Annotated in this window: 24 protein-coding genes and 1 other annotated feature; of the genes, 21 read left to right on the top strand and 3 right to left on the bottom strand. The window is 40.5% G+C overall.

The genetic code is table 11. The features are described 5' to 3' along the window. Nucleotides 1-9 precede the first annotated feature (9 nt). The 5 genes from HC179_RS11940 to HC179_RS11920 all read left to right on the top strand — a co-directional run bounded on the left by HC179_RS11940 (nucleotide 10) and on the right by HC179_RS11920 (nucleotide 7,361). Nucleotides 10-1,056, top strand: coding sequence for a TRAP transporter substrate-binding protein (locus tag HC179_RS11940; protein WP_168864501.1), 1,047 nt, complete (start codon nucleotides 10-12; stop codon nucleotides 1,054-1,056). Between the two features lie 172 nt (nucleotides 1,057-1,228). After that, nucleotides 1,229-2,275, top strand: coding sequence for a TAXI family TRAP transporter solute-binding subunit (locus tag HC179_RS11935; RefSeq protein ID WP_168864500.1), 1,047 nt, complete (start codon nucleotides 1,229-1,231; stop codon nucleotides 2,273-2,275). A 138-nt stretch (nucleotides 2,276-2,413) separates the two neighbouring features. After that, nucleotides 2,414-4,396 carry a TRAP transporter permease gene (locus HC179_RS11930; protein WP_240948524.1) on the top strand — a complete coding sequence of 661 codons (1,983 nt, stop codon included), beginning with the start codon at nucleotides 2,414-2,416 and terminating at the stop codon, nucleotides 4,394-4,396. A gap of 161 nt (nucleotides 4,397-4,557) precedes the next feature. Next, nucleotides 4,558-6,438: a molecular chaperone HtpG gene (gene htpG / locus HC179_RS11925; RefSeq protein ID WP_168864499.1), complete on the top strand. Its 1,881-nt coding sequence runs from the start codon at nucleotides 4,558-4,560 to the stop codon at nucleotides 6,436-6,438. A gap of 542 nt (nucleotides 6,439-6,980) precedes the next feature. Next, nucleotides 6,981-7,361, top strand: a complete 381-nt coding sequence (locus HC179_RS11920; RefSeq protein ID WP_168864498.1) for a VOC family protein — start codon at nucleotides 6,981-6,983, stop codon at nucleotides 7,359-7,361. Between the two features lie 67 nt (nucleotides 7,362-7,428). Here the strand turns inward: HC179_RS11920 and HC179_RS11915 are convergent, their stop codons facing one another. Beyond that, entirely contained in the window at nucleotides 7,429-9,195 is a 1,767-nt protein-coding gene (locus HC179_RS11915; protein ID WP_168864497.1) for a beta/alpha barrel domain-containing protein, read from the bottom strand. A gap of 135 nt (nucleotides 9,196-9,330) precedes the next feature. On the opposite strand from HC179_RS11915, the gene HC179_RS11910 reads away from it, so the two are divergent. The 11 genes from HC179_RS11910 (at nucleotide 9,331) to HC179_RS21210 (ending at nucleotide 19,704) form a co-directional block, all read left to right on the top strand. Then, the gene (locus tag HC179_RS11910) at nucleotides 9,331-10,701 is read left to right on the top strand and encodes a sigma-54 interaction domain-containing protein (protein ID WP_168864496.1); all 1,371 of its coding nucleotides are present in this window, start codon (nucleotides 9,331-9,333) and stop codon (nucleotides 10,699-10,701) included. A gap of 252 nt (nucleotides 10,702-10,953) precedes the next feature. Continuing rightward, complete coding sequence (locus HC179_RS11905) at nucleotides 10,954-12,276, top strand: GntP family permease (protein ID WP_168864495.1); 1,323 nt, start codon at nucleotides 10,954-10,956, stop codon at nucleotides 12,274-12,276. Nucleotides 12,277-12,305: 29 nt separating this feature from the next. After that, nucleotides 12,306-13,082 carry a 3-hydroxybutyrate dehydrogenase gene (locus HC179_RS11900; RefSeq protein ID WP_168864494.1) on the top strand — a complete coding sequence of 259 codons (777 nt, stop codon included), beginning with the start codon at nucleotides 12,306-12,308 and terminating at the stop codon, nucleotides 13,080-13,082. A 188-nt stretch (nucleotides 13,083-13,270) separates the two neighbouring features. Further along, the gene (locus tag HC179_RS11895) at nucleotides 13,271-13,453 is read left to right on the top strand and encodes a hypothetical protein (protein ID WP_168864493.1); all 183 of its coding nucleotides are present in this window, start codon (nucleotides 13,271-13,273) and stop codon (nucleotides 13,451-13,453) included. A 53-nt stretch (nucleotides 13,454-13,506) separates the two neighbouring features. Continuing rightward, nucleotides 13,507-13,650, top strand: a complete 144-nt coding sequence (locus HC179_RS11890) for a hypothetical protein (protein ID WP_168864492.1) — start codon at nucleotides 13,507-13,509, stop codon at nucleotides 13,648-13,650. A gap of 106 nt (nucleotides 13,651-13,756) precedes the next feature. Continuing rightward, nucleotides 13,757-14,002: a binding site (T-box leader), on the top strand. Between the two features lie 51 nt (nucleotides 14,003-14,053). Next, nucleotides 14,054-16,471, top strand: coding sequence for a leucine--tRNA ligase (leuS, locus tag HC179_RS11885; protein ID WP_168864491.1), 2,418 nt, complete (start codon nucleotides 14,054-14,056; stop codon nucleotides 16,469-16,471). 123 nt (nucleotides 16,472-16,594) lie between these two features. Beyond that, nucleotides 16,595-16,900, top strand: a complete 306-nt coding sequence (locus HC179_RS11880; RefSeq protein WP_168864490.1) for a rhodanese-like domain-containing protein — start codon at nucleotides 16,595-16,597, stop codon at nucleotides 16,898-16,900. Nucleotides 16,901-17,371: 471 nt separating this feature from the next. Then, on the top strand, nucleotides 17,372-18,361 hold the full coding sequence (locus HC179_RS11875) for a nuclease-related domain-containing protein (protein ID WP_168864489.1): 990 nt from the start codon (nucleotides 17,372-17,374) through the stop codon (nucleotides 18,359-18,361). 65 nt (nucleotides 18,362-18,426) lie between these two features. Further along, on the top strand, nucleotides 18,427-19,065 hold the full coding sequence (locus tag HC179_RS11870; protein ID WP_168864488.1) for a hypothetical protein: 639 nt from the start codon (nucleotides 18,427-18,429) through the stop codon (nucleotides 19,063-19,065). A gap of 176 nt (nucleotides 19,066-19,241) precedes the next feature. Beyond that, nucleotides 19,242-19,421 carry a sporulation protein Cse60 gene (locus tag HC179_RS11865; protein ID WP_060664705.1) on the top strand — a complete coding sequence of 60 codons (180 nt, stop codon included), beginning with the start codon at nucleotides 19,242-19,244 and terminating at the stop codon, nucleotides 19,419-19,421. A gap of 160 nt (nucleotides 19,422-19,581) precedes the next feature. Continuing rightward, nucleotides 19,582-19,704 (top strand): hypothetical protein, encoded by a 123-nt coding sequence (locus HC179_RS21210; RefSeq protein WP_262372513.1) that lies wholly within the window; start codon nucleotides 19,582-19,584, stop codon nucleotides 19,702-19,704. On the opposite strand, the gene HC179_RS11860 is transcribed toward HC179_RS21210, so the two are convergent. Beyond that, nucleotides 19,690-20,967: a BaiN/RdsA family NAD(P)/FAD-dependent oxidoreductase gene (locus tag HC179_RS11860; RefSeq protein ID WP_168864487.1), complete on the bottom strand. Its 1,278-nt coding sequence runs from the start codon at nucleotides 20,965-20,967 to the stop codon at nucleotides 19,690-19,692. The genes HC179_RS21210 and HC179_RS11860 overlap by 15 nt on opposite strands. Nucleotides 20,968-21,093: 126 nt before the next feature. On the opposite strand from HC179_RS11860, the gene HC179_RS11855 reads away from it, so the two are divergent. The 3 genes from HC179_RS11855 (at nucleotide 21,094) to HC179_RS11845 (ending at nucleotide 23,928) form a co-directional block, all read left to right on the top strand. After that, a complete protein-coding gene (locus tag HC179_RS11855) occupies nucleotides 21,094-21,474 on the top strand; it encodes a hypothetical protein (RefSeq protein ID WP_168864486.1) in 381 nt (126 codons plus the stop codon). 77 nt (nucleotides 21,475-21,551) lie between these two features. Next, nucleotides 21,552-23,165 carry a putative polysaccharide biosynthesis protein gene (locus HC179_RS11850; RefSeq protein ID WP_168864485.1) on the top strand — a complete coding sequence of 538 codons (1,614 nt, stop codon included), beginning with the start codon at nucleotides 21,552-21,554 and terminating at the stop codon, nucleotides 23,163-23,165. A gap of 52 nt (nucleotides 23,166-23,217) precedes the next feature. After that, entirely contained in the window at nucleotides 23,218-23,928 is a 711-nt protein-coding gene (locus HC179_RS11845) for a pseudouridine synthase (protein ID WP_168864605.1), read from the top strand. 71 nt (nucleotides 23,929-23,999) lie between these two features. Here HC179_RS11845 and HC179_RS11840 read toward each other — a convergent pair whose 3' ends face one another. After that, nucleotides 24,000-24,221: a DeoR family transcriptional regulator gene (locus tag HC179_RS11840; protein WP_010195377.1), complete on the bottom strand. Its 222-nt coding sequence runs from the start codon at nucleotides 24,219-24,221 to the stop codon at nucleotides 24,000-24,002. Between the two features lie 297 nt (nucleotides 24,222-24,518). Here HC179_RS11840 and HC179_RS11835 point away from each other — a divergent pair, with 297 nt between their 5' ends. Next, nucleotides 24,519-25,232 carry an ABC transporter ATP-binding protein gene (locus HC179_RS11835; RefSeq protein WP_168864484.1) on the top strand — a complete coding sequence of 238 codons (714 nt, stop codon included), beginning with the start codon at nucleotides 24,519-24,521 and terminating at the stop codon, nucleotides 25,230-25,232. Next, complete coding sequence (locus HC179_RS11830) at nucleotides 25,229-26,365, top strand: ABC transporter permease (RefSeq protein ID WP_168864483.1); 1,137 nt, start codon at nucleotides 25,229-25,231, stop codon at nucleotides 26,363-26,365. The genes HC179_RS11835 and HC179_RS11830 overlap by 4 nt, the downstream gene beginning before the upstream one ends.

The raw sequence follows: 26,365 nt of genomic DNA, 5'->3' as shown, positions 1-26,365 counted from the left end.
GTGGAGAAAATGAAAGGATTTATCGCCATTCTGACCTTTTTATGTCTAGGTGTCATTTCTGCTTATTATATTGGTTTTGGTACAAATGCAAGTACAGAACCGAGAGCGGTAGACCACGAAATGGAAGGCTTAAATGAAAAATATGTGTTGAAGTTTAGCCATGTGGTCGCTGAAAATACGCCAAAAGGTCTGGCTGCTGCGATGTTTGCAAAACTTGTAAGGGAAAAGACGGAAGGTTGGGTGGATGTTCAAGTTTTTCCGAACGGGGTGCTTTATGATGCTCAGGAAGAATTTGAAGCACTTAAGGAAAATGAAGTGCATATTATAGCTCCGGCTTTTTCGGAAGTGTCAGTTCATGACCCTAATTGGATGGTAATGGACTTACCTTTCATATTTGAAAACGAAACAGAAGTGAAGCAGGCATTTGAGGGCAAGTTGGGAAGAAAGCTGTTTGAAAGTATTGAAAAAAGAGGCTTTAAAGGCATTTCCTATTGGGATAATGGATTTAAACAAGTCACCAATCGTATCCGCCCGATCATTAAGCCTAATGATATGAAAGGAATTTCTGTTAGAGTGATGCCAAGTGACGTGCTTAAGGAGACATACGAGCACCTTGGCGCAAAGCCTAGTACTCATTCCTTTAATGAAGTGTTTGAAGTGCTCAGTTCTGGAAAAATTGATGGAACCGAAAATACTTTTTCTAATATCTATTCAAAAGGTTTCTACAAACAACAAGAGTACATGACCGTGACTAACCACAACTACCTAGGATATGCGGTATTAATGAATGCTGATTATTGGAGTGCTTTACCGCTTGATCACCAAAAAAATATTCAAGAGGCTATGGCAGAAGTTACTGACTGGCTTAGGGAATACGCGAAACAACACAATCAAGAAATGCTAGACAAGCTGGAAAATAGCGAAGTGCTTGAAATACACTATCTTTCAGAATTAGAAAAGCAGATTTGGCGGGAGGAATTGAATCCTGTTTATCAAAAGTTTAAGCAGGTTATAGGGGAAGATTTGGTCAATGGGCTTATGGAACAGAAAGAATAGCGAGAAAGGGTTATTATAAAAAGTGGCAGTTCCGGTTTTTCATCAAACGGAGCTGCCACTTTTGTGTGAACAAAAAGACCAAAAAGATACTTAAGAGCAAATAACCAAATAAAAATGAAAGCGCTTTATAATTTGAATAGTTAGAAAAAAACAAGGAAGGAGAAAGTGAATAATGAATATTAAACGAACTTTATTAGCATCTGTAGCTGGAATAGGACTTATTTTCTCAGCGGCATGTGGAGGCAATGAAACAGGGGGTTCAAGCGGGGATGATACAAAGGTTCAATATCAAGATGCACCATCTACGGTTGTAATCGGAACAGCTTCCCAAGGAGGAGTTTACTACATATACGGTGGAGGTCTTGGTCAGCTCTTAGAGACAAAACTTAATGTAACAGCAAATGTAGAAGTTACAGGAGGTCCGGTTGATAATATTCGACTTATACAAAATGGCGATCAGGATTTGGGAATGATCACGACTGGGCCGGGTTATGAAGCAATGAATGGGGTAGGTACAGAGTTTGATGGGGATAAACATGACGATATCCGTGTTGTGTTCCCAATGTACAACACACCATTCCACTGGTGGGCATTGGAATCTAGTGGGGTCGCATCTCTTCAGGATATGGCTGATAGAGGTATTACCCGTGCAGGTGTAGGACCAATGGGTGGAACATCCGGAACATATCTTCCACAAATTCATGAATTGTTGGGCTTGAAAGTAGAGCCAGTTTACGCTGGTGCCGGGGATATGGCGTCACAACAGCAGGATGGACAGCTCGATGTTATCGGATTTGCCGCAGGTCTACCAATTCCTGCAGTCCAAGAAGTAGCCGCGCTTCGTGATGTTACTCTTTTCGGAATAGATGGAGAACAGCGCGACAAAGTTATCGAAGAGTTCCCTTTCTTTACTCCTTTCACAATTGAAGCTGGAACCTACGAAAATATCGACCACAATGACATTGAAACAATTGCACAATTTAACTTCGGGGTTGTTCATAAAACGATGAATATTGATTTTGTATATAATCTGGTAAAAGCGTACCATGAAAATAATGATCTATTAGTAAGTACCCACTCCTCAGCAGAAGAAGCAGTACCTGAAGCAATCTTATTAAATGAAACAGTGCCATTGCATCCTGGAGCTATTAAATACTATGAAGAGATCGGAATTGAATTACCTGAATCCGTCTATCCTCCGGAATATGACAAAAAGTAAAAAATAATTCATTCACTTTCCATTTAGCAATGGAAAGTGAATCTTCTAATAAATGGTATTCCAAAAGGGGTTTACCTTTTTAGAAACCTTTCGGAATACCATTTGAAAAATAACTGTAACCATAAGGAGGTTTTTTCCTTGAGCAAAAAGACAAACAAGAAAAGCGCTGACGAAGAAAAGGTTCATTCCATCGTCAGCGATGAAAAAGCAAAAGAGCTGGAGGAAGCAGTGGAAGGCAGTTCCAACATGAGGGTGCTGACAGGATGGATGAAATACACGTTCATGTCCATTGCCGTCTTTGGGGCATTGTTCCATTTATATATTCTTAACTTCCACCCTATTGACCCGCTGATTTTTCGGAGTGTCCATTTGGCATTTGGAGCTGTTCTAGGCTTTATTCTCTTTAAAGGCTGGAAGTCAGCATCCAACAAAGTGAACGTTTTAGACTGGCTGTTAATTGCAGCTATTCTATATGTTACATTCTACTTTTATACCAATCTACAGGCAGTTCTCAGTAGATTTGGTACTGTACCGCAAACGCAAGATACCATTGTAGCTGTGTTAGGTTTTATCGTTGTACTAGAATTGACTCGACGTACTAGTGGATGGACTTTGCCCATTCTCGCAGGTATTTTCTCTCTCTACGCATTTATAGGACCGTACCTCCCAGGTATACTAAATCATAGAGGTTACAGCTTTGAGAGATTTGTAACATATATTTTTAAAGATAATGGCATTTTCGGAGTAACTTTGGATGTTTCCTCCAAATATATTTTGCTGTTCATCGTTTTTGGAGCCTTTCTTCAAATGTCCGGTGTAGGCCGTTATTTTATTGATTTTGCCTTTTCATTGGCAGGAGGAATGCGTGGAGGTCCAGCTAAGGTAGCGGTTCTCTCGAGTGGACTGATGGGAATGATGAATGGTACATCGGCCGGGAATGCAGTAGCGACAGGATCTTTGACAATCCCTTTGATGAGACGTGTCGGTTATAGTGGTAGATTTGCAGCAGCGACAGAGGCAACATCATCTGCTGGTGGACAGATCATGGTTCCGATTATGGGAGCCGGAGCTTTTATCATGGCTGAAGTGACCGGAATTAAATATTCAGAGATTATAGTTGCAGCAACGATTCCTGCCATTCTATACTTCATCTCGGTTTATTTTATGGTGGATTTTCAAGCGATAAAAAATAACATGCGCGGCCTAAAGCGCCATGAACTTCCATCATTAAAAGGGATTTTAAAGCAGGCATATTTATTTATTCCAATCATCATTCTAATCTCCTCTTTAGTAATGGGGTATTCTGTCATTCGTTCAGGGACGATTTCCATCATTGCATGCCTAGTTGTGAGCTGGATACATCCTTCAAACAGAATGGGACTGAAAAAGGTCCTTCATGCATTAGAGCTTGGAATGAAAAATACAATCCAACTGCTTGCGGTGTGTGCATGTGCTGGCATTATAGTAGGAGTTATTGCTCTGACAGGCGTTGGTCAGCGTTTCAGTTCTCTACTTTTAAGCATTGCTGATAACAATATGTTGATTGCACTTGTATTCGCTATGCTCATTTCCATCATTTTAGGAATGGGAATGCCTACAACAGCAGCATACGCCGTAGCGGCTTCCGTTGTGGCACCAGGCCTTATTCAGACGGGGCTTGAGCCACTTGCAGCCCACATGTTCGTATTTTATTTCGCAGTTATGTCCGCTATCACACCGCCTGTTGCATTGGCAGCTTATGCAGCTGCAGGGGTGGCAGGAACAGATCCGTTCAAAACCGGTGTGACTGCATTCAAACTGGGGATTGCGGCGTTCATCGTACCGTTTATGTTCATTTACAGCCCTGAGCTGATGATGATGGGGGCAGGGTGGAAAATCATCATTGCCACCATTACAGCTTCTGTCGGAATCTATTTCTTGGCTGCTATGGTGCAAGGCTGGTTTGCTGGAACAAACACAAGTTTGCTAGTTAGAATCTTATTACTTGCAGCTGCTCTCACTCTAATAAACGCGGGGTTAGTGACAGATCTGATTGCAATAGGAATCGCAGTATTAGCGGTAGTAATTCAAAAAATTAAAAGGAAATCAAATCCCCCAGTGGTAACTAATAGGGCAGTTTAATCTATCAAGTCAGTACTCAATTAAAAAGAGTACTGGCTTTTCTCTTATTAAACTATTGACATAAAATATCCAAATATGATAATTATTTTATAGAGTATTAGCACTCTTGCTTTGAGAGTGCTAAAATATAGTCATACATATTTGGAAGGAGAAATCAGAACATGACAAAAAAAGAATTCCAAGCTGAATCCAAACGACTGCTAGAAATGATGATCAACTCCATCTACTCCCAACGTGAAGTTTTTCTAAGAGAACTCATCTCCAATGCAAGTGATGCGATGGATAAAATATATTATCGCGCATTGACAGATGAGTCTCTTACTTTCGATAAAGACAACTATTTTGTAAAAGTTATCCCAAATAAAGAAAATAGAACCTTAACCATTGTGGATACAGGTATTGGGATGACAAAAGAGGAACTGGAAGCAAACCTTGGTGTTATTGCAAAAAGTGGTTCCTTGGCATTTAAAAAAGAAAATGAAATTAAAGACGGACACGATATCATTGGACAATTTGGTGTCGGCTTCTATGCGGCCTTCATGGTTGCGGATGTAGTGACGGTGACAAGTAGAGCACTCGGCAGCGATGAAGCGTACAGATGGGAATCAGAAGGTGCAGATGGATACACAATCGAGCCAGCTGAAAAAGACTCTGTCGGTACGGAAATCATTCTGAAAATAAAAGAAAACACAGAAGATGAAAGTTATGATGAGTACTTAGAAGAGTACAGATTAAAGTCCATCATCAAAAAATATTCGGACTTCATCCGCTACCCGATTAAGATGGATGTAACGACTTCCAAACCGAAAGCGGACAACGAAGAGGAATTAGAAGAAGTGACAGAAGAGCAGACCATCAACAGCATGGTGCCAATCTGGCGTAAAAATAAATCAGAACTGACAGATGAAGATTATGAGAAATTCTATCAAGAAAAACACTATGGTTTTGACAAGCCTTTAAAGCATCTTCATATTAGCGTAGATGGTACAATTCGCTATAACTCTATTCTGTATATTCCAGAGAGCATCCCATTCGATTACTATTCTAAAGAATTCGAAAAAGGATTGGAGCTATATTCAAGTGGCGTATTGATCATGAATAAAAGTGCGGACTTGTTGCCTGACCATTTCAGCTTTGTGAAAGGGTTGGTGGATTCTGAGGACCTGTCCCTTAACATTTCTCGTGAAATGCTGCAGCAAGATCGTCAGCTGAAATTCATCGCGAAGAACTTGGCAAAGAAAATCAAGAGTGCCTTGCTTGGCATGATGAAGGACGAGCGCGAGAAATATGTGAAATTCTTTGAGGCTTTCGGTCGTCAATTGAAGTATGGAGTCTATGCAGAATATGGCGCTAACAAAGAGCAGCTTCAAGACTTGCTGATGTTCTATTCTTCTACAGAGAAAAAGCTTGTGACGTTAGATGAGTATGTCTCCCGCATGAAAGAGGACCAGAAGTACATCTATTATGCGACAGGGGAGTCCAAAGAAAGAATTGAAAAGCTGCCGCAAACAGAGTTAGTATCTGACAAAGGGTATGAAATCCTTTACTTCACAGAGGACATTGATGAGTTCGCTATCAAGATGCTGATGAATTATAAAGAAAAAGAGTTTAAAAATGTATCAAGCGGCGATCTTGGCATTGAATCTGAAGAAGATGACAAGCAAACGGAATCCAAGCAAGAAGCAAACAAAGCAATGTTTGAAGCAATGAAGGAGATTCTAGCTGATAAAGTTTCAGCGGTTAAGGTATCTAGACGTTTAAAAACGCATCCAGTTTGTTTGTCAACTGAAGGAGAAGTAACCATAGAAATGGAAAAAATCCTAAGTGCGATGCCGGATAATCAAAATATTAAGGCTAATAAGGTACTGGAAATTAACACAAACCATGAAGTGTTTACTGCCTTGAAAAGTGCGCATGAGGGAGATCGTGAAAAACTTGCGTTGTACACAAACCTATTGTACAGCCAAGCGTTGTTGATTGAAGGCCTGCCGCTTGAAGATCCTGTTGAGTTTACAAACGACATTTGTAAAGTGATGGTGTAAGAAAATAATAAAAGCCAATCCTGCTCTCTGAAGAGTGGGATTGGCTTTTTTATTGTTTTGGAAAGTGGATAATACAGTTGATTTCCGTTCCAGGCGCTTCGCTTGCGTGCGGGCGGTCCGTGAGCCTCCTCAGGCAAGCCTTCCGGGGTCTCACCTGTCCCTTCCTCCCGCGGGCGTCTGCACGCCTTCCACACCAATCAACAGAGTTTCTTCAATTAACTATGGATTTACCAAAGGGAGTCTAACCGAGTTAACAGTAAAAGCATTAACGTATCATCCTAATAATTTATAGCAGTGGATTGGAGAAAATGGCGTAGACTCCAGCGGGGGAGTAACGGTAGGTTGAGACCCAGCAACGAAGTGAGGAGGCTCAAGCACCGTCCCGCGGAAAGCGAAGCCATTTGCGGAAATCTACTGCGGCGATTACCCACTAACTAATGTTTTCTACTTGTTTTTTTCATTTGCTTCTATCAAGTTTTCAAAGGACTTTTCCTTAATATACCGAATAGTAAACAAGTGAACATAAAAAGGAGGGAGAAAACATGCAAAAAACATTGCCAATAAAAAATCAAATGAATGGTGTTTTCATTCACGTAACTAATTTAAAAAAATCTGCCCAGTGGTACTCTGATTTACTAGGGTTGGACCTTAATCTAGATTCAGTACAATCTCCTGTCTACAACATCCCCTTAGTTGGAAGCAGTTCATTGACTCTAGATGATCATACCTTTGATCCTGGGTTTAAACATATGCCAAGCGACGCAGCTCTGTTCAATTTTTATGCACCAGACATCGATGAAGCTTATCAATATATTCAAACAAAAGGCATTGAAATTATTCGGGAGATGGAGCGGGTGGGAGAGACGGCTTGGTTTAACATCAAAGATCCGGACGGTAACGTGGTCATGATCTGTAATTGCTGACCAAGTAAAATAAAGCCGATGAAGTGTTTTTTACTCCATCGGCAATGTGAGGATTCACTTGTATGACTTATTTCTTTTTGTGTAAATAATTATATGCCAATACTAATCCCGCTATATACAACCCTAAAGCGATATAGGCAGGAACCAAGTGAATGAATGTTGTATAGCCGATAGCAAAATGAATATAGATTCCCGCATTGAAAGCTGGTAGCCCTCCAATAAAAAAAGTCCACCATACCCATCGGTTCCCCTGTTGGAAGCCCCAAAGAGAAAGAGTCAATACCAATAAGCCGACACTTAAAAGAGCACTCCCAAAACCTGCGCGATCATGAGCTAATACGGGTATTAAGTTTTGGTTGAAACTCTCAAGCATCTCAGGTGGCATACAAATATATTGGATGTCTGTAGAAACGAAAACAATTGAAACGCCAATATAAGAGATAATAATTCCTCCAAGAACAAAAGAAAACCCTAGTAGGACAAAGGCTAATTGCCCATAAATTCCAAGCTTCCAGGCATAATCATTATGAAGGTTAGGAGAGGCTGGCGTCCCAGAAATACGTTTGGTTTTCCAACATCCATAAAGGTAAACAGGCAACAAAACCAACCAGAATAATAGATGCAACCAGTCAAAATATCCATAACCAATGAAAGCAAAGATACCGAGAAAGCCTAATATGGCAGCAATATCAATAGCCTGCTTAGCCCACTTTAACCCTCTTTTGACTCCGTACCTTGCCAGCTGCATATATACAATTCCACCCGAAATCATCGTTCCTGCAAGCGTCATCCGGTCATGTGCCATGAATAACATGATTCGTTCATTAAACAACCAGATTTCCTCTTTTTTCACGCCAAGGAAATGCTCGTCATAAGGTAAAATGATTGAAGTGATACTGAAAAGGAGAGCTAAAATTCCTCCAAGAAATACAAACATTCCAAACAGCCAATAAGCAAACCACCCTTCTTGTATGTGGGGAGTCACTTCTTTTCTGTCCAATAATGCCTCATTGATCCGCTTTGTTAGTCCCGGTCCAGAAAATACATACCCTTCTTTTAAAAGTAGCAGGTCAGCTCCAGCATCCTTCAGTTCAAGAGCATCAGCTGGAGTATTTATACCTCCTGAACTAATGATAGTTTTCTCCAATCCCATCTTTCTCAGAAGTTGTATTTCTTTCAGGAGATTTTTCTTTCCATTCGTTTCTTCCACAAGAAAACCAGAAAAATGAGCAAGGTCAGATACAGGAAGTGATCCGACTTTCTCTATAGATAGTAGAAAGGGCTTATTCTTAAGTCCTAAACTTTTAACATCAGATGATTCTAGAATAAATCCAGCTACCAGGTGCTCAAACCCTTTTGCCATTGTTTCGAGTTCATCTTTTGTACCTAGTAACCGAACGAAGAGTGGTTGCTTTACAGGAGTGTTTTCTATTTTTTCTAAAGCTTTTTTGAATCCAATCGTCTCTTTTGGAAAATGGATAGTTGCTGTATCTTCTCGCACAATTGGAGTCTCACTGCTATGAATGGGTTCCCACGTCACCGGACCTACTTCGATAAATCCAAATCCAAGGTTGGAAAATGCGCGAGTTCCGCTAAGGTTAGGGTCCAATTTTCCTGACAGGCCTACAGGGTTTCGGAAAAGAACATCCATCTGTTCGGTTTGAAGGTAAGGAGAGCATTCTTCTCTCCCAAGAAAGTTAATGATATTTTCCCCTACCCCAAAAGGAATAGAAGCGATAGTATTCATGCCGCGATGAATAAACTCCCTTGAAACAACAGGAGGCAGCTTCATTAGTATCGGCTTGAAAATTCCGTGATAAGACCAATCTGGCATAATAGATACCTCACATTCAAAAACAATCATTACTTACTATTGTATCAAACTTGCAAAATATGTATTTATGAAAACGTTCTCATCATTATTAGACTTTTGTGATATATTTATCTCAGATAAGCAGGAGGGGTATAGATGGGAGTAAAAGAAAGCTTACTTACAGATGAAATGATGGATACCATAATTGCCAACGCTTTTGAATGGATTGTCGTGGTCAATCATGAAGGCAAAATCATCTACATGAATGATAGTTATTGTGATTTTATCGGGGTAGACAACAAAGGTGTAATAGGCAGACACGTAACCCAAGTCATAGAAAACACCCGGATGCATGAAGTGGTCAAGACGGGAAAGGAAGAGCTTGCCGACCTTCAATATATAAGAGGAAACTACATGATAGCCAATCGTGTGCCTATTTTTAATAAGAACAGAGAAGTAATTGGTGCTTACGGGACAGTAATTTTCAGGGATACTAGTGAATGGGACAAAATGAATAGTCATGTGAAAAGCATGCTTGGGAGAATCAGAAACTATTTACAAGAATACGAGCAACAAACAGGTGTGAAGTACACGTTGGAGGATATTATTGGAAACTCCAAGCTTATCAAACTGTTAAAAGAGAAGGTAAAGCAGATTGCTGCAAGTGACGTATCCATCCTCATTAGGGGAGAAAGCGGAACTGGAAAGGAGCTGTTTGCGCATAGCATCCATCAGCTAAGCAACCGAAGTCAACTGCCTTTTATCAAACTGAATTGTGCGGCGATCCCAGAGCATCTTCTGGAATCCGAATTGTTTGGATATGAAGAAGGAGCTTTTACAGGAGCAAAAAAAGGCGGTAAAAAGGGGAAATTTATGCTTGCTGATGGTGGTACGCTGTTTCTGGATGAGATTGGGGATATGTCCTTGCCTATGCAAATCAAGCTTTTGCGTGCCTTGCAGGAAGGAGAAGTGGAGCCGGTGGGTGCTGTAAAGCCGATACAAGTGAATGTGCGTGTGATTGCAGCTACTAACCGACCGCTAGAAAAGATGATGGAAGAAAAGCGGTTCCGAGAGGATCTGTATTATCGTATTCATGTTATTCCTTTTCAGATCCCTTCACTAAGAGAGAGAACAGAAGATATACCGTTGCTTGTTGAGCATTTTATTCAGAAAATTTGTAAACGTACAGGTAGAAGGGTGACATCTGTTACTGAGGAAGCCCTTGATGCATTGTTGCGTTATCGGTGGCCTGGTAATATAAGGGAACTTGAAAATGTTATTCAAGCTGCTGTACATTTATCCACAGGTCAAAAACTGACATTGGAAGCACTTCCTGATTACTTAAGAGATTCTTATTCCATACCAATTGGTTCCAAACCGTTAAAAGAAACGTTAGAGGATGCGGAGAGGCAGGCTATCCTTCAAACATTAGAAAAGTTCCAACATGACAAGTTGATAACAGCCAAACAACTTGGTATTAGTAAATCAAGCCTCTATGAAAAATTAAAGAAATATGGGATAAAATAACCATTAGAATTTTTGATTTAATAGTCCAGGTTTCCGGAAAGTGTTCCGGATATCTGGACTCCTTTGTTTTATGGCAGTTCGTCTGTTTTTGTCCAGATTTCCGGAAAAACTTTTTGTTCGAAATATTGAAACAATTAAACTGTTTAGTTGGCACGCTTTTTGCATTGATAAATACGGAAAGAAAAATAATAGGTAAAAAGTTTACGTTATTTTGTAAGCGTTTACCAAAAGGAGAAAAAGGGGGAAAGAAAAATGTGGAGCATGATTGGTCTTATCGGTGGTTTGGCATTATTAATTTTTTTAACGATGAGGGGGATGAACCTTCTTGTAGTAGGTCCTCTGTCAGCATTATTTGTCGCTCTCTTAAGTGGAATGCCGTTATTTCCACAACTAGTAGGTGAAGGGGAAGTAAACTTTGTGAGTAGTTATATGGGAGGCTTCTCGTCCTTTGTGACTGCTTGGTACCTAATGTTCTTGCTTGGTGCCATTTTCGGAAAAGTAATGGAGGATAGCGGAGCGGCAGATTCGGTATCGAGATTGGTTGTCGATAAACTGGGCATGAAATTTGCTGTTCTGGCTATTGTTGCTGCATGTGCCATTTTAACTTACGGAGGAGTAAGCTTGTTCGTTGTTGCATTCTCCGTGTATCCAATGGCAATCAGCTTATTCAAACAGGCTAACCTGCCCCGTCGGTTCATTCCGGCCGCATTGGCATTTGGATCTGTAACATTTACGATGACTTCTGCAGGTTCTCCAGAGATCCAGAACTGGATTCCTATTCCATACTTGGATACAACTCCTTATGCAGGATGGGAAGTAAGTGCGCTTGTTGCGGTGTTCATGATGATTTTTGGGTATTGGTGGTTGAAACGAATGATCACCAAAGCAGTTGGTCGAGGAGAGACATTTATCTCTAGAGATACTGATCCTACTATAGATGCAAATAGGCCACTTCCTAACCCATTATTAAGCTTTATCCCATTAGCAGTAGTTTTAATTATCTCTTTCATTTTCCATGATAGTTTGAAACAATCTGCATTAATCATTGCTTTACTAGGCGGTATCATCACAACTTATGTACTTGGCAGAAAATACTTTAAGGATTTTTGGAATGCAATCTCAGAGGGTACAATGGGTGCTTTGATTGCTATTGGTAACACGGCTGCAGTAGTAGGTTTTGGCGGAGTTGCCAAAGCGGTACCTGCGTTTGGTACGGTCGTTGAGGCAATGACCAACATCCCGGGGAGCCCGCTAATTGGTGCAGCAATTGCAGTCAGCGTTATCGCAGGTATGACTGGATCGGCTTCTGGCGGCCAGGTAATTGCCTTACCATTAATTGCCCCACATTATATGGACATGGGCGTCAATCCTGAGGCACTTCATCGTACAGTCGCGATTTCTTCCGGTGCACTGGATTCCTTGCCACATAACGGTTATGTTGTAACTACCGTCCGAGCAATCTGTGGTGAGACACATCAGGCAGCATATGGACCTGTCGCAGCTTTGACTGTTATCGTCCCATTGATTGGATTGGCTATTGCTATCGCATTGTTCTCTATGGGACTAGGAATCTAATAATTTTTTCCTGAAAGGAGTTTGGAGCAGTGGTTAAAGATAAAGTTGTTCTCATTACGGGAGCAGCCCAAGGAATAGGGTACGAAATAGGAAAACAATTTGCCGAAGCTGGTGCAAAGGTCGTGCTGACGGATTTGCATGAAGAGAATGTTGTGGAGGCGGGAGAAGGATTAAATCGCCTTGGATTGACAGCTAGAGGGTTGCGTTGCGACGTAACGTCTGAAGAAGAGCTAAAATCCGTAATTGATACAACGGTTTCTGAATTCGGACGGTTGGATGTATTGATTAATAATGCGGGACTTCAATATGTTTCTATGTTGGAAGACTTCCCGACTGAAAAGTTTGAGCTCCTTACTCGCGTGATGCTCGTCGCACCATTTGTCGCGACGAAGCATGCTTTTCCTGTAATGAAAGCTCAAGGATTCGGAAGGATATTGAATATGGCCTCCATTAATGGTTTGGTTGGATTTGCCGGGAAAGCGGCATATAACAGTGCGAAACATGGAGTGATTGGTCTGACAAAGGTTTCCGCATTAGAGGGAGCAGCAGATGGAATTACCGTCAATGCACTGTGTCCAGGCTATGTCGATACACCGCTTGTCCGAGGTCAGTTGAAGGATCTTGCAGAAACAAGAAAGGTCCCTCTGGAAAAAGTATTGGAAGAAATCATCTACCCATTGGTTCCGCAGCGGAGACTGCTAGATGTAAAAGAAATAGCCGATTATGCAATGTTCTTAAGCAGTGATGCGGCTGGAGGCGTTACCGGGCAGGCAGTGGTTATAGATGGTGGCTATACGGTGCAATAGTTCTTTGTTAAGCTAAGTCTCAGGTCTCTCTCCTCTAGCGTTGAGGGGGCCTGGGGTTTTTTGTTCTATGGAAGAAAAATGTCGAACGATAAATCAATTTTTTTTGATTTAAATTGTTGCATATTTTTTCCTCCGAACATATAATGAAATTAATTAATCAATTAAAATTGATTTAAGGAGGAGAAAATATGAATTTACATCCGTATACACTTACTAAATTGAACGAACAGAGATTAGCAAGCTTACAACATGACAACCGATTGGCAATAGCTTCAAAAGGCAGAAGAATAAACATCATTCGCTATCTGCAAAACCTGTATGCCCAAGTTGCCAGAAACAATCAGAGTCAACAATGCTGTGCACAAAACTAGATTTTGGACTATTAATCAAAATAAATTGATGTATTAACATAGGAGGAAAGGTTATGTTTTCATTTTTAAAGAAAAGAGAAGTAGGCTGTTGTGGTGTAGAAATTATAGAGGTAAAAGAAAATCAGTCATGTTGTGATGAGGTTGAAGCAGGGGGTTGCTGCAGCGAAAGTCAGAAGGAAAAGGAATCTTGCTGCTAAGCGGCTGTACCATTGAATACTTTTCTGGAAAACGTTCATAATGATTAGTGAAAATACCCCTTGCAGTTTTTTACTAAATTCATTACAATACAAACTAACAACAAAAACTTATACGTTGAAAAGGATCAGTAGTGGACGAAACGAGCATAGAGAGTTGACGGGTGGTGGAAGTCAACAAACGATCGGACATGAACTCGCCTTGGAGTAGCAAGTGTGAACCCTTCTAAATGGAAGGCAGTAATATTTCGCCGTATCATCCGCGTTAAGGATTCGAGTGATTATCATTTTACTGTGATAATAATCTGGGTGGTACCGCGGTAGGTTAAGTATATTCAAACCTCTCGTCCCTTTATTGGGATGAGGGGTTTTTTGTATTTATTTGAGTTAACAGGAGGAAGAAAAGATGTCATTTCAACATCAGTCCATTGAACAAAAATGGCAAAAGTATTGGGAAGAAAACAAAACATTTAAAACGCAAGAAGAAAAAGGGAAAGAAAAATTCTACGCACTAGACATGTTCCCTTATCCATCCGGAGCAGGTCTGCACGTAGGTCATCCAGAAGGTTACACAGCAACAGATATCCTTTCCCGCATGAAGCGTATGCAAGGACAAAACGTCCTTCATCCAATGGGGTGGGACGCATTCGGTCTACCTGCAGAGCAATATGCGTTGGACACAGGAAACGACCCAGCAGAATTCACGGAACAAAACATCAACACATTCCGCAGACAAATCAAGTCCCTAGGCTTCTCCTATGACTGGGATCGCGAAGTAAACACAACTGATCCCGAGTACTATAAGTGGACTCAATGGATTTTCTTGAAGCTATACGAAAAAGGCTTGGCATATGTGGATGAAGTTCCGGTAAACTGGTGCCCTGCACTTGGTACAGTTTTAGCAAATGAAGAAGTAATTGACGGGAAATCTGAGCGTGGCGGACATCCGGTAGAACGACGTCCAATGCGTCAATGGATCCTTAGAATTACAGAATACGCTGATCGCCTATTGGAAGACCTAAACGAATTAGATTGGCCGGAAAGCTTAAAAGATATGCAACGCAACTGGATCGGTCGTTCGGAAGGAGCGAATGTACATTTCAGCATCGACGGTACGGATGAGAATTTCACCGTTTTCACAACACGTCCAGACACACTTTTCGGTGCAACTTACGCAGTACTTGCTCCTGAGCATCCTTTAGTGAAAAAAATCACAACCGATGAACAACGTGAGGCAGTAGAAGCATATATCGCAAAAGTTCAAAGCAAGAGCGACCTTGAACGTACAGAGCTTTCCAAAGAAAAATCCGGAGAGTTCACTGGTGCATTCGCAGTGAATCCAGCTAATGGCGAAAAATTGCCAATTTGGATTGCAGATTATGTGTTGATGAGCTACGGTACTGGCGCAATCATGGCAGTACCCGCACATGATGAGCGCGACTGGGAATTCGCGACAAAGTTTGATCTTCCAATCGTAGAAGTAGTGGCAGGTGGCGATGTTACAAAAGAAGCCTACACAGGTGACGGAGAGCACGTTAACTCCGACTTCTTGAACGGTCTTGGAAAAGAAGAGGCAATTTCCAACATGATCGAATGGTTAGCTGCTAACGAAAAAGGCGAAAAGAAAGTATCCTACCGCCTTCGTGACTGGTTGTTTAGTCGCCAACGCTATTGGGGCGAGCCGATTCCAATCATCCATTGGGAAGATGGCACAACAACAGCAGTACCGGAAGACCAGCTTCCACTTGTTTTACCAAAAACGTCAGAAATCCGTCCATCCGGAACAGGCGAATCCCCGCTTGCTGCCATTGAGGACTGGGTGAATGTCGTAGATCCTGAAACAGGCAAAAAAGGTCGCCGTGAAACAAACACGATGCCACAATGGGGCGGAAGCTGCTGGTACTACCTGCGCTATATCGACCCGAAAAACAGCGAGAAATTAGCTGATCCTGAAAAACTAAAAGAATGGTTGCCGGTAGACATCTACATCGGTGGAGCAGAGCACGCCGTACTTCACTTACTTTACGCTCGCTTCTGGCATAAATTCTTATACGATATCGGTGTGGTTCCAACGAAAGAGCCATTCCAAAAGCTTTTCAACCAAGGAATGATCCTAGGTGAAAATAACGAAAAAATGAGTAAATCCAAAGGGAACGTCGTAAACCCTGATCATATCGTGGAATCCCACGGTGCTGACACCCTTCGTCTATACGAAATGTTCATGGGACCACTTGAAGCTTCCATCGCATGGTCCACCAATGGACTAGACGGATCCCGCCGCTTCCTTGACCGTGTGTGGAGGTTGTTTGTTGAAGAAAACGGCAAATTAAGCTCCAAAGTTGTGGAAGTTACAGAAGAAGACACATTAGAGAAAACGTACCATGCTACCGTGAAAAAAGTAACGGAAGACTACGAAGGCCTTCGCTTCAACACGGCTATCTCACAAATGATGGTCTTCATCAATGAAGCTTACAAAGCAGACACCATTGCTAAAGATTACGTAGAAGGCTTCGTAAAATTGCTTTCCCCAGTCTGTCCACATATTGCAGAAGAACTATGGGAAAAGCTTGGTAACGAAGGCACTATCACTTATGAAGCATGGCCTACATTCGATGAGTCCAAACTAGTAGAAGATGAAATTGAAATCGTGGTCCAAGTAAACGGTAAGCTTAAAGCTAAACTTTACGTACCTTCCGACGCTACCCGCGAAAAAATGGAAGAAATCGCTCTTGCCGATGACGCGGTAAAAGAAAGCATCGAAGGCAAGACAGTCCGCAAAGTCATTGCTGTTCCAGGGAAACTTGTGAATATCGTTGCGAACTAAGAGTTGTACAGAAAATTAGCCTGAGATTGCAAGACTGCCGACGTACGGATTGGCAGTCTTGTTTTCTTTTTGTTAAAATAGAGGTAATTAGCATTACACTACATAGAATCGAGGTTTTCATACATGTCAGAAATCCAAACAATTACGACTGATGAGCTAAAAAAGAAACTTGACGCCGGCGAAGAACTTTACCTAGTCGACGTCCGCGAAGACGAAGAAATCGAAATGGGCAAAATCAAACAAGCAGAACACATCCGCATGGGTGATATACCAGAAAACCTGGACAAGCTCGACAAAAACAAAGAATACATCGTAATCTGTCGCTCAGGACGCCGCAGCGAAAACGTCTGCCACTACCTGCAAGACCAAGGCTACAAAGTCCGGAACATGGTCGGCGGCATGCTAGAGTGGGAAGGCGACGTAGAATAATTTGAATGTGACCACTGACCAGTGGGCGAGAAATGCGCCGCTGGTTGGTGGTTTTTTGGTTTTTCTAGAAGTCGGTGATTTTGGGTTACTGGTCTGGATTTTTGCTTTTTTCAAAAGTAGGTAATAGGGGGTTAGGTTTGGATCTTGGAACTTTTCAGAAGTCGGTAACTGGGTCTAGTTATAGAGGCCTAAGGAGTGAGTTACTTCTCGTGGCAAAGGGAATTTAAAGCTTAAAAGAGGAATTAGTCAAAAAACGAGCTGAAATAGTCAAAAAACCCCTCCAATTATACGAATAATCCTTCCAAATAGTCAAAAAAACTCTTCAAATTATCAAGAATCCATATTCTGTAAAGGGGAATTCCTCTTCATTTAACAAAAAGAGGTAATTTCCTAAAAGATTTTTTTCAGAAAAGAAGGAAATATGTAGAAAGATGTCAAATGATACTCTTATCCTTTAAAAGAGGTGATTCTTTGATAAAAAAACCAAGATGCGTCCCCATGAGAGTGCATATTTTAAGAGCAATGAAGAGGCGAGTTCGCCCGAATCATGAGAAATTTCAAGATTTCCTCAACGAATTAGGTAGAAAAGAAGCAGGAATTTTCGGTGAACAAACTTTAGACTATTACTTGAAAAGTCTTCCAGAAACAGAGCATCCCTACTACATTTTCCATGGGCTAAGACTTCCATTTAGGGACACCTTCTTTCAAATGGATACCCTCATCTTATATTCAAATTTCTTTTTAGTATTAGAAGTTAAATTTTTTAAAGGAACTCTCTACTTTGATCCGAAAAACTATCAACTTTTACAAGAAGTTGACGAGAGTCCGCTTAAAGTATATCCAGATCCTATATTGCAAGCTTCTAATCAATGCTCCAAATTAGAATCATGGCTTAGAACCAAACAGTTTCCTGAACTTCCCTGTGAAAAGCTAGCAGTACTAACTAATCCTAAAGTTATTTCGAAAGTCCTTTCCTCCCCTAGCGAAGTGGATAGATATGTAATAAAAAGCCCCGCACTCGCTGTTAAAGTTAGTATGCTACTAAAACGACATTACTCCCAGCCTCTGGACAAGAAGTTTATAAATAAGTTAATAAAACATTTAATTAAAGATCATACACCAGATACTTCATCCCCCATTACTCAATATGGAATATTGCCTTCAGATATAATTAAAGGTGTATTATGTTCTAGTTGTAATTCATATAAAATTATGAAAAGAATTTACGGTACATGGGAGTGCCCCAATTGTTTAGTAAGATCAGATAGTGAACATATAGTAGCTTTAAAGGATTATGCCCTATTAATAAGTCCGTTTATCACTATGAGAGAGTTAAAGATGTATTTAGGGTTAGAAAATAGATTGACCATTATCAGATTGCTGAAAAACCTCAATATTGAATTTATAGGAGGAACCAAATCCCGCACCTACAACCTCACCCCACTCCTAACAAAAACTTGAAACCATTCCCATTCTCATCCGTACAATTAAATAACACACTCAGCTAGAAGGAGGCCAAGCCAACAATGGACTTCATCGACCAAAATATATTTCCACTTTTTCTAGTATTCATTGGCGTAATACTTATTGTGGAAGCCATGATGAGTTTTCAACAAAAGGGAGTTTCAACGATTTCAACTAGTAATAGATTCCAAGGAATACTAGTTACAGGGGTTATCACGCTTGGACTATTATGGTACACGACATCTTCAGATAAACTGGACATCAACACACTCTATTTTGCGCTAGGACCTCTACTCATCCCATTAATGGTAATGATCATGCAAAGAAAAAAAGACGAGATACATATCAAGAAATATGAAGCCCAGACTGTCATGGGTATCTTAGAGCGAAACCTGGACGACAAAAGATATCCTTATAAAAAAGATGTCAAAGCAGATGAAGATTATATTAGCAGAAACTATATCACGATGTATTATTTAGATGATCCTAATCAAACCATCAAATTAAAGTGGAAGGATCTTGAAACGAGTGGTTTAGAGGTGGAGTTCCAAAATTTTGCCGATAAGGATTTCATTAAGGAAGTGGTGGGGGACCTTCGTGAGGAAAGACCACCTATCTCATTCTTTAAATTTAACAAAATTTCACTGAGTATCGCAGCAATCGCTATATACATTGGAAGCATGCAATTGCTTGGATACTAGTATTGAAGGAACCAGACCATATTCGACACAAACTTCAAAAACCCTTTGGGGGTCTGACCCCCAAAAGGTTTTTTTCTCTATTTCCCCCAAACAAAAGTATAAAACCCAAAATTTCCACCTATACATAGTAATAGAATACAAGCTTTATAAACCATACTTGAAGGAGGGTGTCGGGGTTGGTGCAGATTAGGGTGTTTGATGAGGAGCATGAGCGGGACCTTGAGGATGCGGTTAATGATTTTCTGAAAGGGTTGTCTGATAGGGATGTAATTGACATCAAGTATCAAGTCGGGTGTATCAACGACGAGGATGAACAAATCTATTGCTTCTCTGCAATGGTAATATTTAGAACCTGAAAACTTCCCAGAAAGATGTTTATCAGGTTCTTTTTTGTGGGTATTGATAAATATCTAAAATAATTCATAAATAATTGAAACATTTTTGTAACACTACTCGTCTAATTAGTAACAGGTCATATAATCAACCAAACTAAAAACAGAAAGGGATGTATTCACTATGAACCACCACACACAAAACGAGGTACTTCAAGAAGAAAGTAAATCATTTATCAACGAGTTTGGCATGTATGGTGTAGGACTAGCATTTGTAATGTCTTTCGTATTACTAGTAACGACGTAGGCTTGCCGCCTTTTTCCCGGCGTTCAAGCCTGCAAGTCTTCCTGTCACCAAGGCCGAGGTGATGTTATAACCACCAGTATATCCATGGATATCTAGCACTTCTCCACAAAAATATAATCCATCTTTCATTTTCGAAGACATCTCTTTTGGATGAACTTCTTTCACTGAAACCCCGCCTCCGGTAACAAATGCCTTTTCAATGGAAAGGGTGCCGGATACTTCAAACCGGAACTGCTTGCACATTTTCGCAAGTTCCCTTATTTTTTCGTGTGCTAATGTGGCACCAATTTCCAGTTCATCTATTCCGCAAACTTCCAACAAAAATAATAAATATCTTTCAGGGACAAGCCCTTTAAGCACATTCTTGATGGCTTTTTTTGGTTCGTCCTTCAAAGCGTTGTTAAGCTGCTGAAATACTTGTTGTTCATTCAATGAAGGCATTACATCTAAATTCATCGTTACTCTATCCACACCGAATTTTTTCATCGTCTTCACAACATATTGGCTGCAACGTAATACAGCTGGCCCCGATACCCCAAAATGTGTGAAAATCATATCCATTTGATGCGTTTTTACCACTTTCCCTTTAGGATTCAAGACGCTCAAAGCTACATCGCGCAGGGATAGTCCTTGCAATCTTTTCTCGTGGATGAATTTTTCTTGTGAATTCAACGGGACCTCAGTTGGGAATAAATCTGTAATCGTATGCCCAGCTTTGCGTGCCCAAGGATATCCATCACCAGTGGAACCTGTGTGCGGCACTGATTTTCCACCAACAGCGATGACTACACATGAGCATTCCAAAAATTCTCCCGTTTTTAACAATACACCGCGCGTACGTTCCTCATCATATTCCACTGTTTCCACAGAAGTATTGGTCCGAATGTCCACTCGCAATTCCTTCATCCTATTCAACAACGCATCAACTACACTTTGTGCTTTATCTGAGACAGGGAACATTCTGCCGTGATCTTCTTCCTTTAACTGTATCCCAAGGTTTTCAAAGAACTTGATGATATCTTCATTATTAAACTCCGAAAATGCGCTATATAGGAATCTCCCGTTACCTGGGATATGTTTGATGATTTCATCCACTGGAAGCCTGTTCGTGACATTACAGCGACCGCCTCCTGAAATGGCCAGCTTCCGCCCAAGTTTATTTCCCTTATCTATCAATAGTACTCTTGCTTTTTGTTCTGCCGCAGCGATGGAGGCCATAAGCCCTGATGGACCGCCGCCTATAATAATCACATCGTATTTCATTTTTTCACCAACCACCTATATTTTCTTACATGTTGCTTATTATACCCTCTATTCTCTTGTTGGACAAAAAGAGCTACATTCCGTATGATTTCTAGTAGATTACAAATCAAAGAAAAGGGGTATCTCATGACATACTCGCCAAATCTTTCAGAAGCACATATACCATATGACGGAGGCTGGACAGAGGAAAATGGGAAGTCGGTTCTACTACTTTCCGTCCCGACAATTCCCATAGAAGTAACCACCAATATACATAAGTTTTCTTATACATGGCTTTATGAAAAAGAAATGGATGCCTATGTCCTTTGCATCCGACTAAATAATCAAGAAGAATTTGGGCTTATTTTCAGTCAAAAAGATGCAGGAGTCCTCTTACTGGATACGGATGCGTATGGCGAATTCACTTTAGTCGTAACAAAAGAGCACATAGAGAACTTGAAAGTCGAAACGCCATATCTATCTTTTCCAAAGATATCACTAACTAGAAGTTTACTGGCGGGATGGTAATATAGTGCTTCCACAATAAGAAGTATGATAAAATACAAAGGTTAGACAAAAAGTTACAAATAGTAGGTAGGGATTTTATGTCAACTTCTAATATATTGAGAGGTACCTTGATTTTGACAGTGGGAACAATGCTGTCACGGGTACTCGGTCTAGTTTATATTTTTCCTTTCCATGCCATGGTTGGTAATGATGGTGGAGCTCTTTATTCATATGCTTATGTGTTATATTCTGTCTTCTTAAGTATCGCTACACTCGGGGTTCCATTAGCGGTCTCCAAGTTTGTCGCAAAGTATAATGCTTTGGGAGAGTATAGTGTTGGGAGGAAGCTTTTCCGTTCAGGTATTATGGTCATGAGTATTACAGGAGTGGTGTCGTTTTTAACGTTGTTTCTGTTGGCACCATATCTTTCTCCTATGATTATAGAAGAAGGTAAACATACTTATGAAGATATTACATTTGTCGTCAGAATGGTAAGCGTGGCTTTGCTAGTGGTTCCTATTATGAGTTTGATTCGTGGGTTTTTTCAAGGATATGAATCCATGGGCCCAACCGCAATATCTCAAGTTGTGGAACAGCTAGTAAGAATTGTTTTCCTATTGGGAAGTCTATATTTCATACTGGAAGTATTAAATGGGGATATGACTGTTGCGATTGGCTTTGCAACATTTGCTGCTTTTATCGGAGCCATTGGAGGTCTTGTCGTATTAGTTTGGTACTGGTTTAGTAGGAAAAAGAAATTGGACTCCATGCTGGAAAAAGACCCAGAGACAGTGGATCTCTCTTATAAAGATATGTATAAGGAATTGATTTCGTATGCAATGCCATTTGTTTTCGTGGGATTGGCCATGCCTCTATATCAATTAATAGATACATTTTCATTTAATGATGCAATGGTGTTAGCAGGATTCACTGCAACCTACGCAGACACCGCATTTGGTATTATCAACAACTATGGTCAGAAATTGATTATGATTCCAATTACTCTTGCGACTGCTTTTGCACTGAGCCTCCTTCCTGCTATAACAAAGTCGTTTACTAATGGTCAGCAACAAAGCTTGCAAAAACAGCTTAGTGTAACATTGCAGATATTGCTTTACTTGACTGTCCCTGCTTGTATAGGACTATCCCTCCTTGGAGGTCCAGCTTATGCTGCATTTTTCTCTTATGATCCTTTAGGTGGGCAGCTATTGACTTGGTATGCTCCCACAGCAATACCATTAGCAATTTTCACCGTTACTGCCTCGGTATTGCAAGGAATTAACAAACAGAAATACACGGTTGTAGGACTTGCAATTGGGTTGCTATTGAAACTGGTCCTCAATTATCCGCTTATTCTGTTGATGGGTGCGGAAGGATCCATCATTGCAACTGCAATTGGCTATACAGCCAGTGTCGTGATAAATCTATGGGCTATTAAGAAGTTTACTGAATTTGATTACTCCATGGTAATAAGACGTGGTTTTCTCATGACCATCTTTAACGTCGTCATGATTGCTGCAGTCCTAGTTGTCCTTCAACTATTAGAAAGCTTCGTCCCTTACAGCGAAGGTCGTCTTCAAGCCATCATCGTAGTGGCTGTCAGCGGTCTAGTGGGAGCGGGCATCTACTTCTTACTGAGCTACAGAAGTAACCTATTAATGTACCTGTTCGGAAATCGTTTTTCATTTTTAAATAGACAAGAAAGAGGATAGAGGTCTCGAATCAAAGGGGGCCTCTTTCCCTATGAAAGGAGCGGCACAAGATATGAGATTGGATAAAATGCTAGCCAACAGTGGTTTTGGAACCCGAAAAGAAGTGAAGAAGCTTTTAAAAACTGGTGTGGTAAAAGTGGATGGAAATGTGGTAAAGGATGCAAAGGTGCATGTGGACCCGGAGGTGCAGGAGGTAACTGTCCATGAAGACATCGTGGAATACCGTGAGTTCATTTACTTAATGATGCACAAGCCACCTGGACTATTATCTGCAACGGAAGACTACCGCCAAGAAACCGTAGTAGATATTTTGCAAGAAGAGGATAAGATGTTCGAACCGTTCCCGGTTGGACGCCTGGATAAAGATACAGAAGGTCTACTTATACTGACAAATGACGGGCAGCTGGCACACCAGTTGTTATCACCGAAAAAACATGTACCGAAAACTTATTATGCGAAAATTGATGGAGAAGTAACAGTGGAGGATATCGAAGCCTTCAAAAGAGGTGTTACCTTAGATGATGGTTATGAAACCTTGCCTGCTGAACTGAAAATACTTGAGGCTGGTTCGGAATCACAAATCGAGATTACCATCGTTGAAGGAAAGTTTCATCAAGTGAAAAGGATGTTCCAAGCAGTTGGAAAAACGGTTACCTACCTGAAGCGTTTGAGCATGGGAGAACTAAAGCTTGACGAAGATCTGGAGCTTGGGGAGTACCGTGAGCTAACGGATGAAGAATTAGAACTATTACAGCGGAGATAAAAACGAAGAGCCCCATTCCAAATGAAAAGGAATGGGGTTTTATTATTGTCTGATTAATTTTATATGTAGTCTTATGAAGTCAACCTAACTTTTTTCTGCGTAGTAGTCCACTTACCTTTCGTCGGACTTTGAACCAGGTCATTAAATGCCAGCACATTTAAATCACGCTGGACGGTTCGGGGTGTAATCCCAAATTCATCGACCAACTGCTGTGTAGAGACAGTTCCCTTTTCATGAATAAACATGTAGACGGCTTTAATACGGGTTAGCATACGGTTAGTTGAAGGCTTCAAAAAACCACTCCTTATCCGGTATTTAACATGGTACTACTCGCTAAATTCTTGATGATAGGTGTTAGGTATTAAGTTAGTTTATATTGTACACGATTATGTGGAAAAAATTCTAGAATAATGATGCAATTTACACAATATTAACATTTAGTCTTGGATGTGTTAAGAGTAAATGAGTAAATTATGAGTCTATATACATTATTTTACACCACTCGACAATAATCTGCTAGTAATTATTTGAAAAATATGAAACTTTTGACCTAAAACATCGTATTAGACAGGAGAGAGGTGGGACCATAAATGAAATTACTAACCTTACAGTTAGATAAAGCAGGATATGATGATGAAATGTCTGTCTTGCAGAATATTGATTTTACTGTTTCAAAAGGTGAGATGGTGGGGCTGATTGGTCCAAATGGCGCTGGTAAGAGTACGACTATCAAAACCTTACTTGGCTTAAATCCTTTTTTTGAAGGAGAGATATCACTTCCTTCCGATAAATCATATGCCTATATTCCTGAGAAGCCTGTATTTTATTATGATATGACATTATGGGAGCATATAGATTTGATGGCTTCTTTGCTAGAGATAGAAGAAAAGGTTTGGAAAGAGAGAGTAGAGGAACTATTGAAGTTGTTTGATTTGGAAAAAGTCATTCACGAATCTCCGGCTACCTTTTCAAAAGGGATGCAGCAAAAAGCCATGTTGATTTTTGCCATCATGTCTAAGCCTTCTTTATATATTGTGGATGAACCGTTTATCGGGCTTGATCCGATTGCAACGAAGAAGCTTCTTCAGCTTTTTCATCAGGAACAGGCTAGGGGTGTAGGGATCTTGTTGTGTACCCATGTTCTGGATACGGCGGAAAAGATTTGTGACAGGTTTATTCTTTTGGCTGACGGGCGCAAGAAAGCAGAAGGGACCCTACAAGACATACAAACAAACTGCCAGCTTCCCGGTGCTTCTTTGCTAGATTGTTTTTACACCTTATCCGAAAGGGAGCAAGAGAGATGACGGCATTCCGCTTATACATGGAGCGCTTAAAACAAGAGCGTCAGTATCAATGGAAGAATACAAAAGCTGTTATTGATTGGACGATCCTAGTCTATATTGTCCTTACATTATTATTCGTTGCAGCCCTGATTTATGATATATTTCCGAGTTTCATTGCATTGCTTCAGGAACTTCCATACGGATTAACCCTTTTTGCTATCTATTATCTCGCTTGGACGGGGACTATTCGTGTTTATTATCAGCAAGCGGATATGTACTTTTTTGTTCATCGAAGAGATTTATTGCAAGGGTTGAAAAAGTGGGGTGTGATAGCGAGTACAGGATTGAATGTGATAAAATCCTTGCTGATTGCTATTCTTACCTATTTGATAATGGAGGCGATCAGCCCGACTACCCTCCCATTACTTGAGTGGATAACATTTTATCTTGCATTGTTTCTATCCACTACCATTCTAGATAAAGTGATACATTTACATTGGTCTGGATGGAAGCGAAAACTGATTACGTTCACAGCCTTTCTATTTCTTGGATTTATTACTTATCTAACAGTGAATCAATCTATGTGGATTGTATCAGTCGCTCTCCTCATGCTTGGGGTCATTACCTTTTTTACCATTTACTTTCGAACAGAGAGTTTTATGGTTGATATGGCTCATAACGAAAAGGTGCGTCAGAAATATGTCGGAATGATTTTCTATGCTTCGGAATATGTGCATGTTACTCGTTCTTCTGAGCGAAAAAAACCTTTATTTTTCGGGCGGTCTCAAAGGATATTCGAAGACAGGAGTCCCCATAGTGCCTTGACGGAATTGTTCTTTAAATATCTATTGCGAAACTCCCGTCATATTTTTTCGTATTTGCAGCTGATTGGTATTACCATCGCTGTTATGGGATATCTCCCGTTATGGATGACATTCGGCTTGTTTATGGCGTTTTTCTTTTTTCTAAAAGAGTGGTTAAATATAGTATATGATGAATTGGTGGGACATCCCTTTTTGAATATGTATAAAGGGAAGAAGCTGATTCAAGAACACTATCAAGATCTTGTAACAAGGTGGCTGTATTATCCGGCCGTCGGGTTAGTTGGATTTGTACTTATGATGAATACGCTTTTTCATTTTCTAATGAGGTGA

Source organism: Bacillus sp. RO1, from assembly GCF_012524115.1.
Classification (GTDB): Bacteria; Bacillota; Bacilli; order Bacillales; family Bacillaceae_I; genus Sutcliffiella_A.
Note: the sequence above shows the minus strand (reverse complement) of the source record. Positions and strands in the feature narration are given on the sequence as shown.

Coding starts and splice junctions, on each gene's coding strand:
- HC179_RS11940 (WP_168864501.1), top strand. CDS start 10: ATGAAAGGATTTATCGCCATTCTGACCTTTTTATGTCTAGGTGTCATT.
- HC179_RS11935 (WP_168864500.1), top strand. CDS start 1,229: ATGAATATTAAACGAACTTTATTAGCATCTGTAGCTGGAATAGGACTT.
- htpG (WP_168864499.1), top strand. CDS start 4,558: ATGACAAAAAAAGAATTCCAAGCTGAATCCAAACGACTGCTAGAAATG.
- HC179_RS11920 (WP_168864498.1), top strand. CDS start 6,981: ATGCAAAAAACATTGCCAATAAAAAATCAAATGAATGGTGTTTTCATT.
- HC179_RS11915 (WP_168864497.1), bottom strand. CDS start 9,195: ATGCCAGATTGGTCTTATCACGGAATTTTCAAGCCGATACTAATGAAG.
- HC179_RS11910 (WP_168864496.1), top strand. CDS start 9,331: ATGGGAGTAAAAGAAAGCTTACTTACAGATGAAATGATGGATACCATA.
- HC179_RS11905 (WP_168864495.1), top strand. CDS start 10,954: ATGTGGAGCATGATTGGTCTTATCGGTGGTTTGGCATTATTAATTTTT.
- HC179_RS11895 (WP_168864493.1), top strand. CDS start 13,271: ATGAATTTACATCCGTATACACTTACTAAATTGAACGAACAGAGATTA.
- HC179_RS11890 (WP_168864492.1), top strand. CDS start 13,507: ATGTTTTCATTTTTAAAGAAAAGAGAAGTAGGCTGTTGTGGTGTAGAA.
- leuS (WP_168864491.1), top strand. CDS start 14,054: ATGTCATTTCAACATCAGTCCATTGAACAAAAATGGCAAAAGTATTGG.
- HC179_RS11880 (WP_168864490.1), top strand. CDS start 16,595: ATGTCAGAAATCCAAACAATTACGACTGATGAGCTAAAAAAGAAACTT.
- HC179_RS11870 (WP_168864488.1), top strand. CDS start 18,427: ATGGACTTCATCGACCAAAATATATTTCCACTTTTTCTAGTATTCATT.
- HC179_RS21210 (WP_262372513.1), top strand. CDS start 19,582: ATGAACCACCACACACAAAACGAGGTACTTCAAGAAGAAAGTAAATCA.
- HC179_RS11860 (WP_168864487.1), bottom strand. CDS start 20,967: ATGAAATACGATGTGATTATTATAGGCGGCGGTCCATCAGGGCTTATG.
- HC179_RS11855 (WP_168864486.1), top strand. CDS start 21,094: ATGACATACTCGCCAAATCTTTCAGAAGCACATATACCATATGACGGA.
- HC179_RS11850 (WP_168864485.1), top strand. CDS start 21,552: ATGTCAACTTCTAATATATTGAGAGGTACCTTGATTTTGACAGTGGGA.
- HC179_RS11845 (WP_168864605.1), top strand. CDS start 23,218: ATGAGATTGGATAAAATGCTAGCCAACAGTGGTTTTGGAACCCGAAAA.
- HC179_RS11835 (WP_168864484.1), top strand. CDS start 24,519: ATGAAATTACTAACCTTACAGTTAGATAAAGCAGGATATGATGATGAA.
- HC179_RS11830 (WP_168864483.1), top strand. CDS start 25,229: ATGACGGCATTCCGCTTATACATGGAGCGCTTAAAACAAGAGCGTCAG.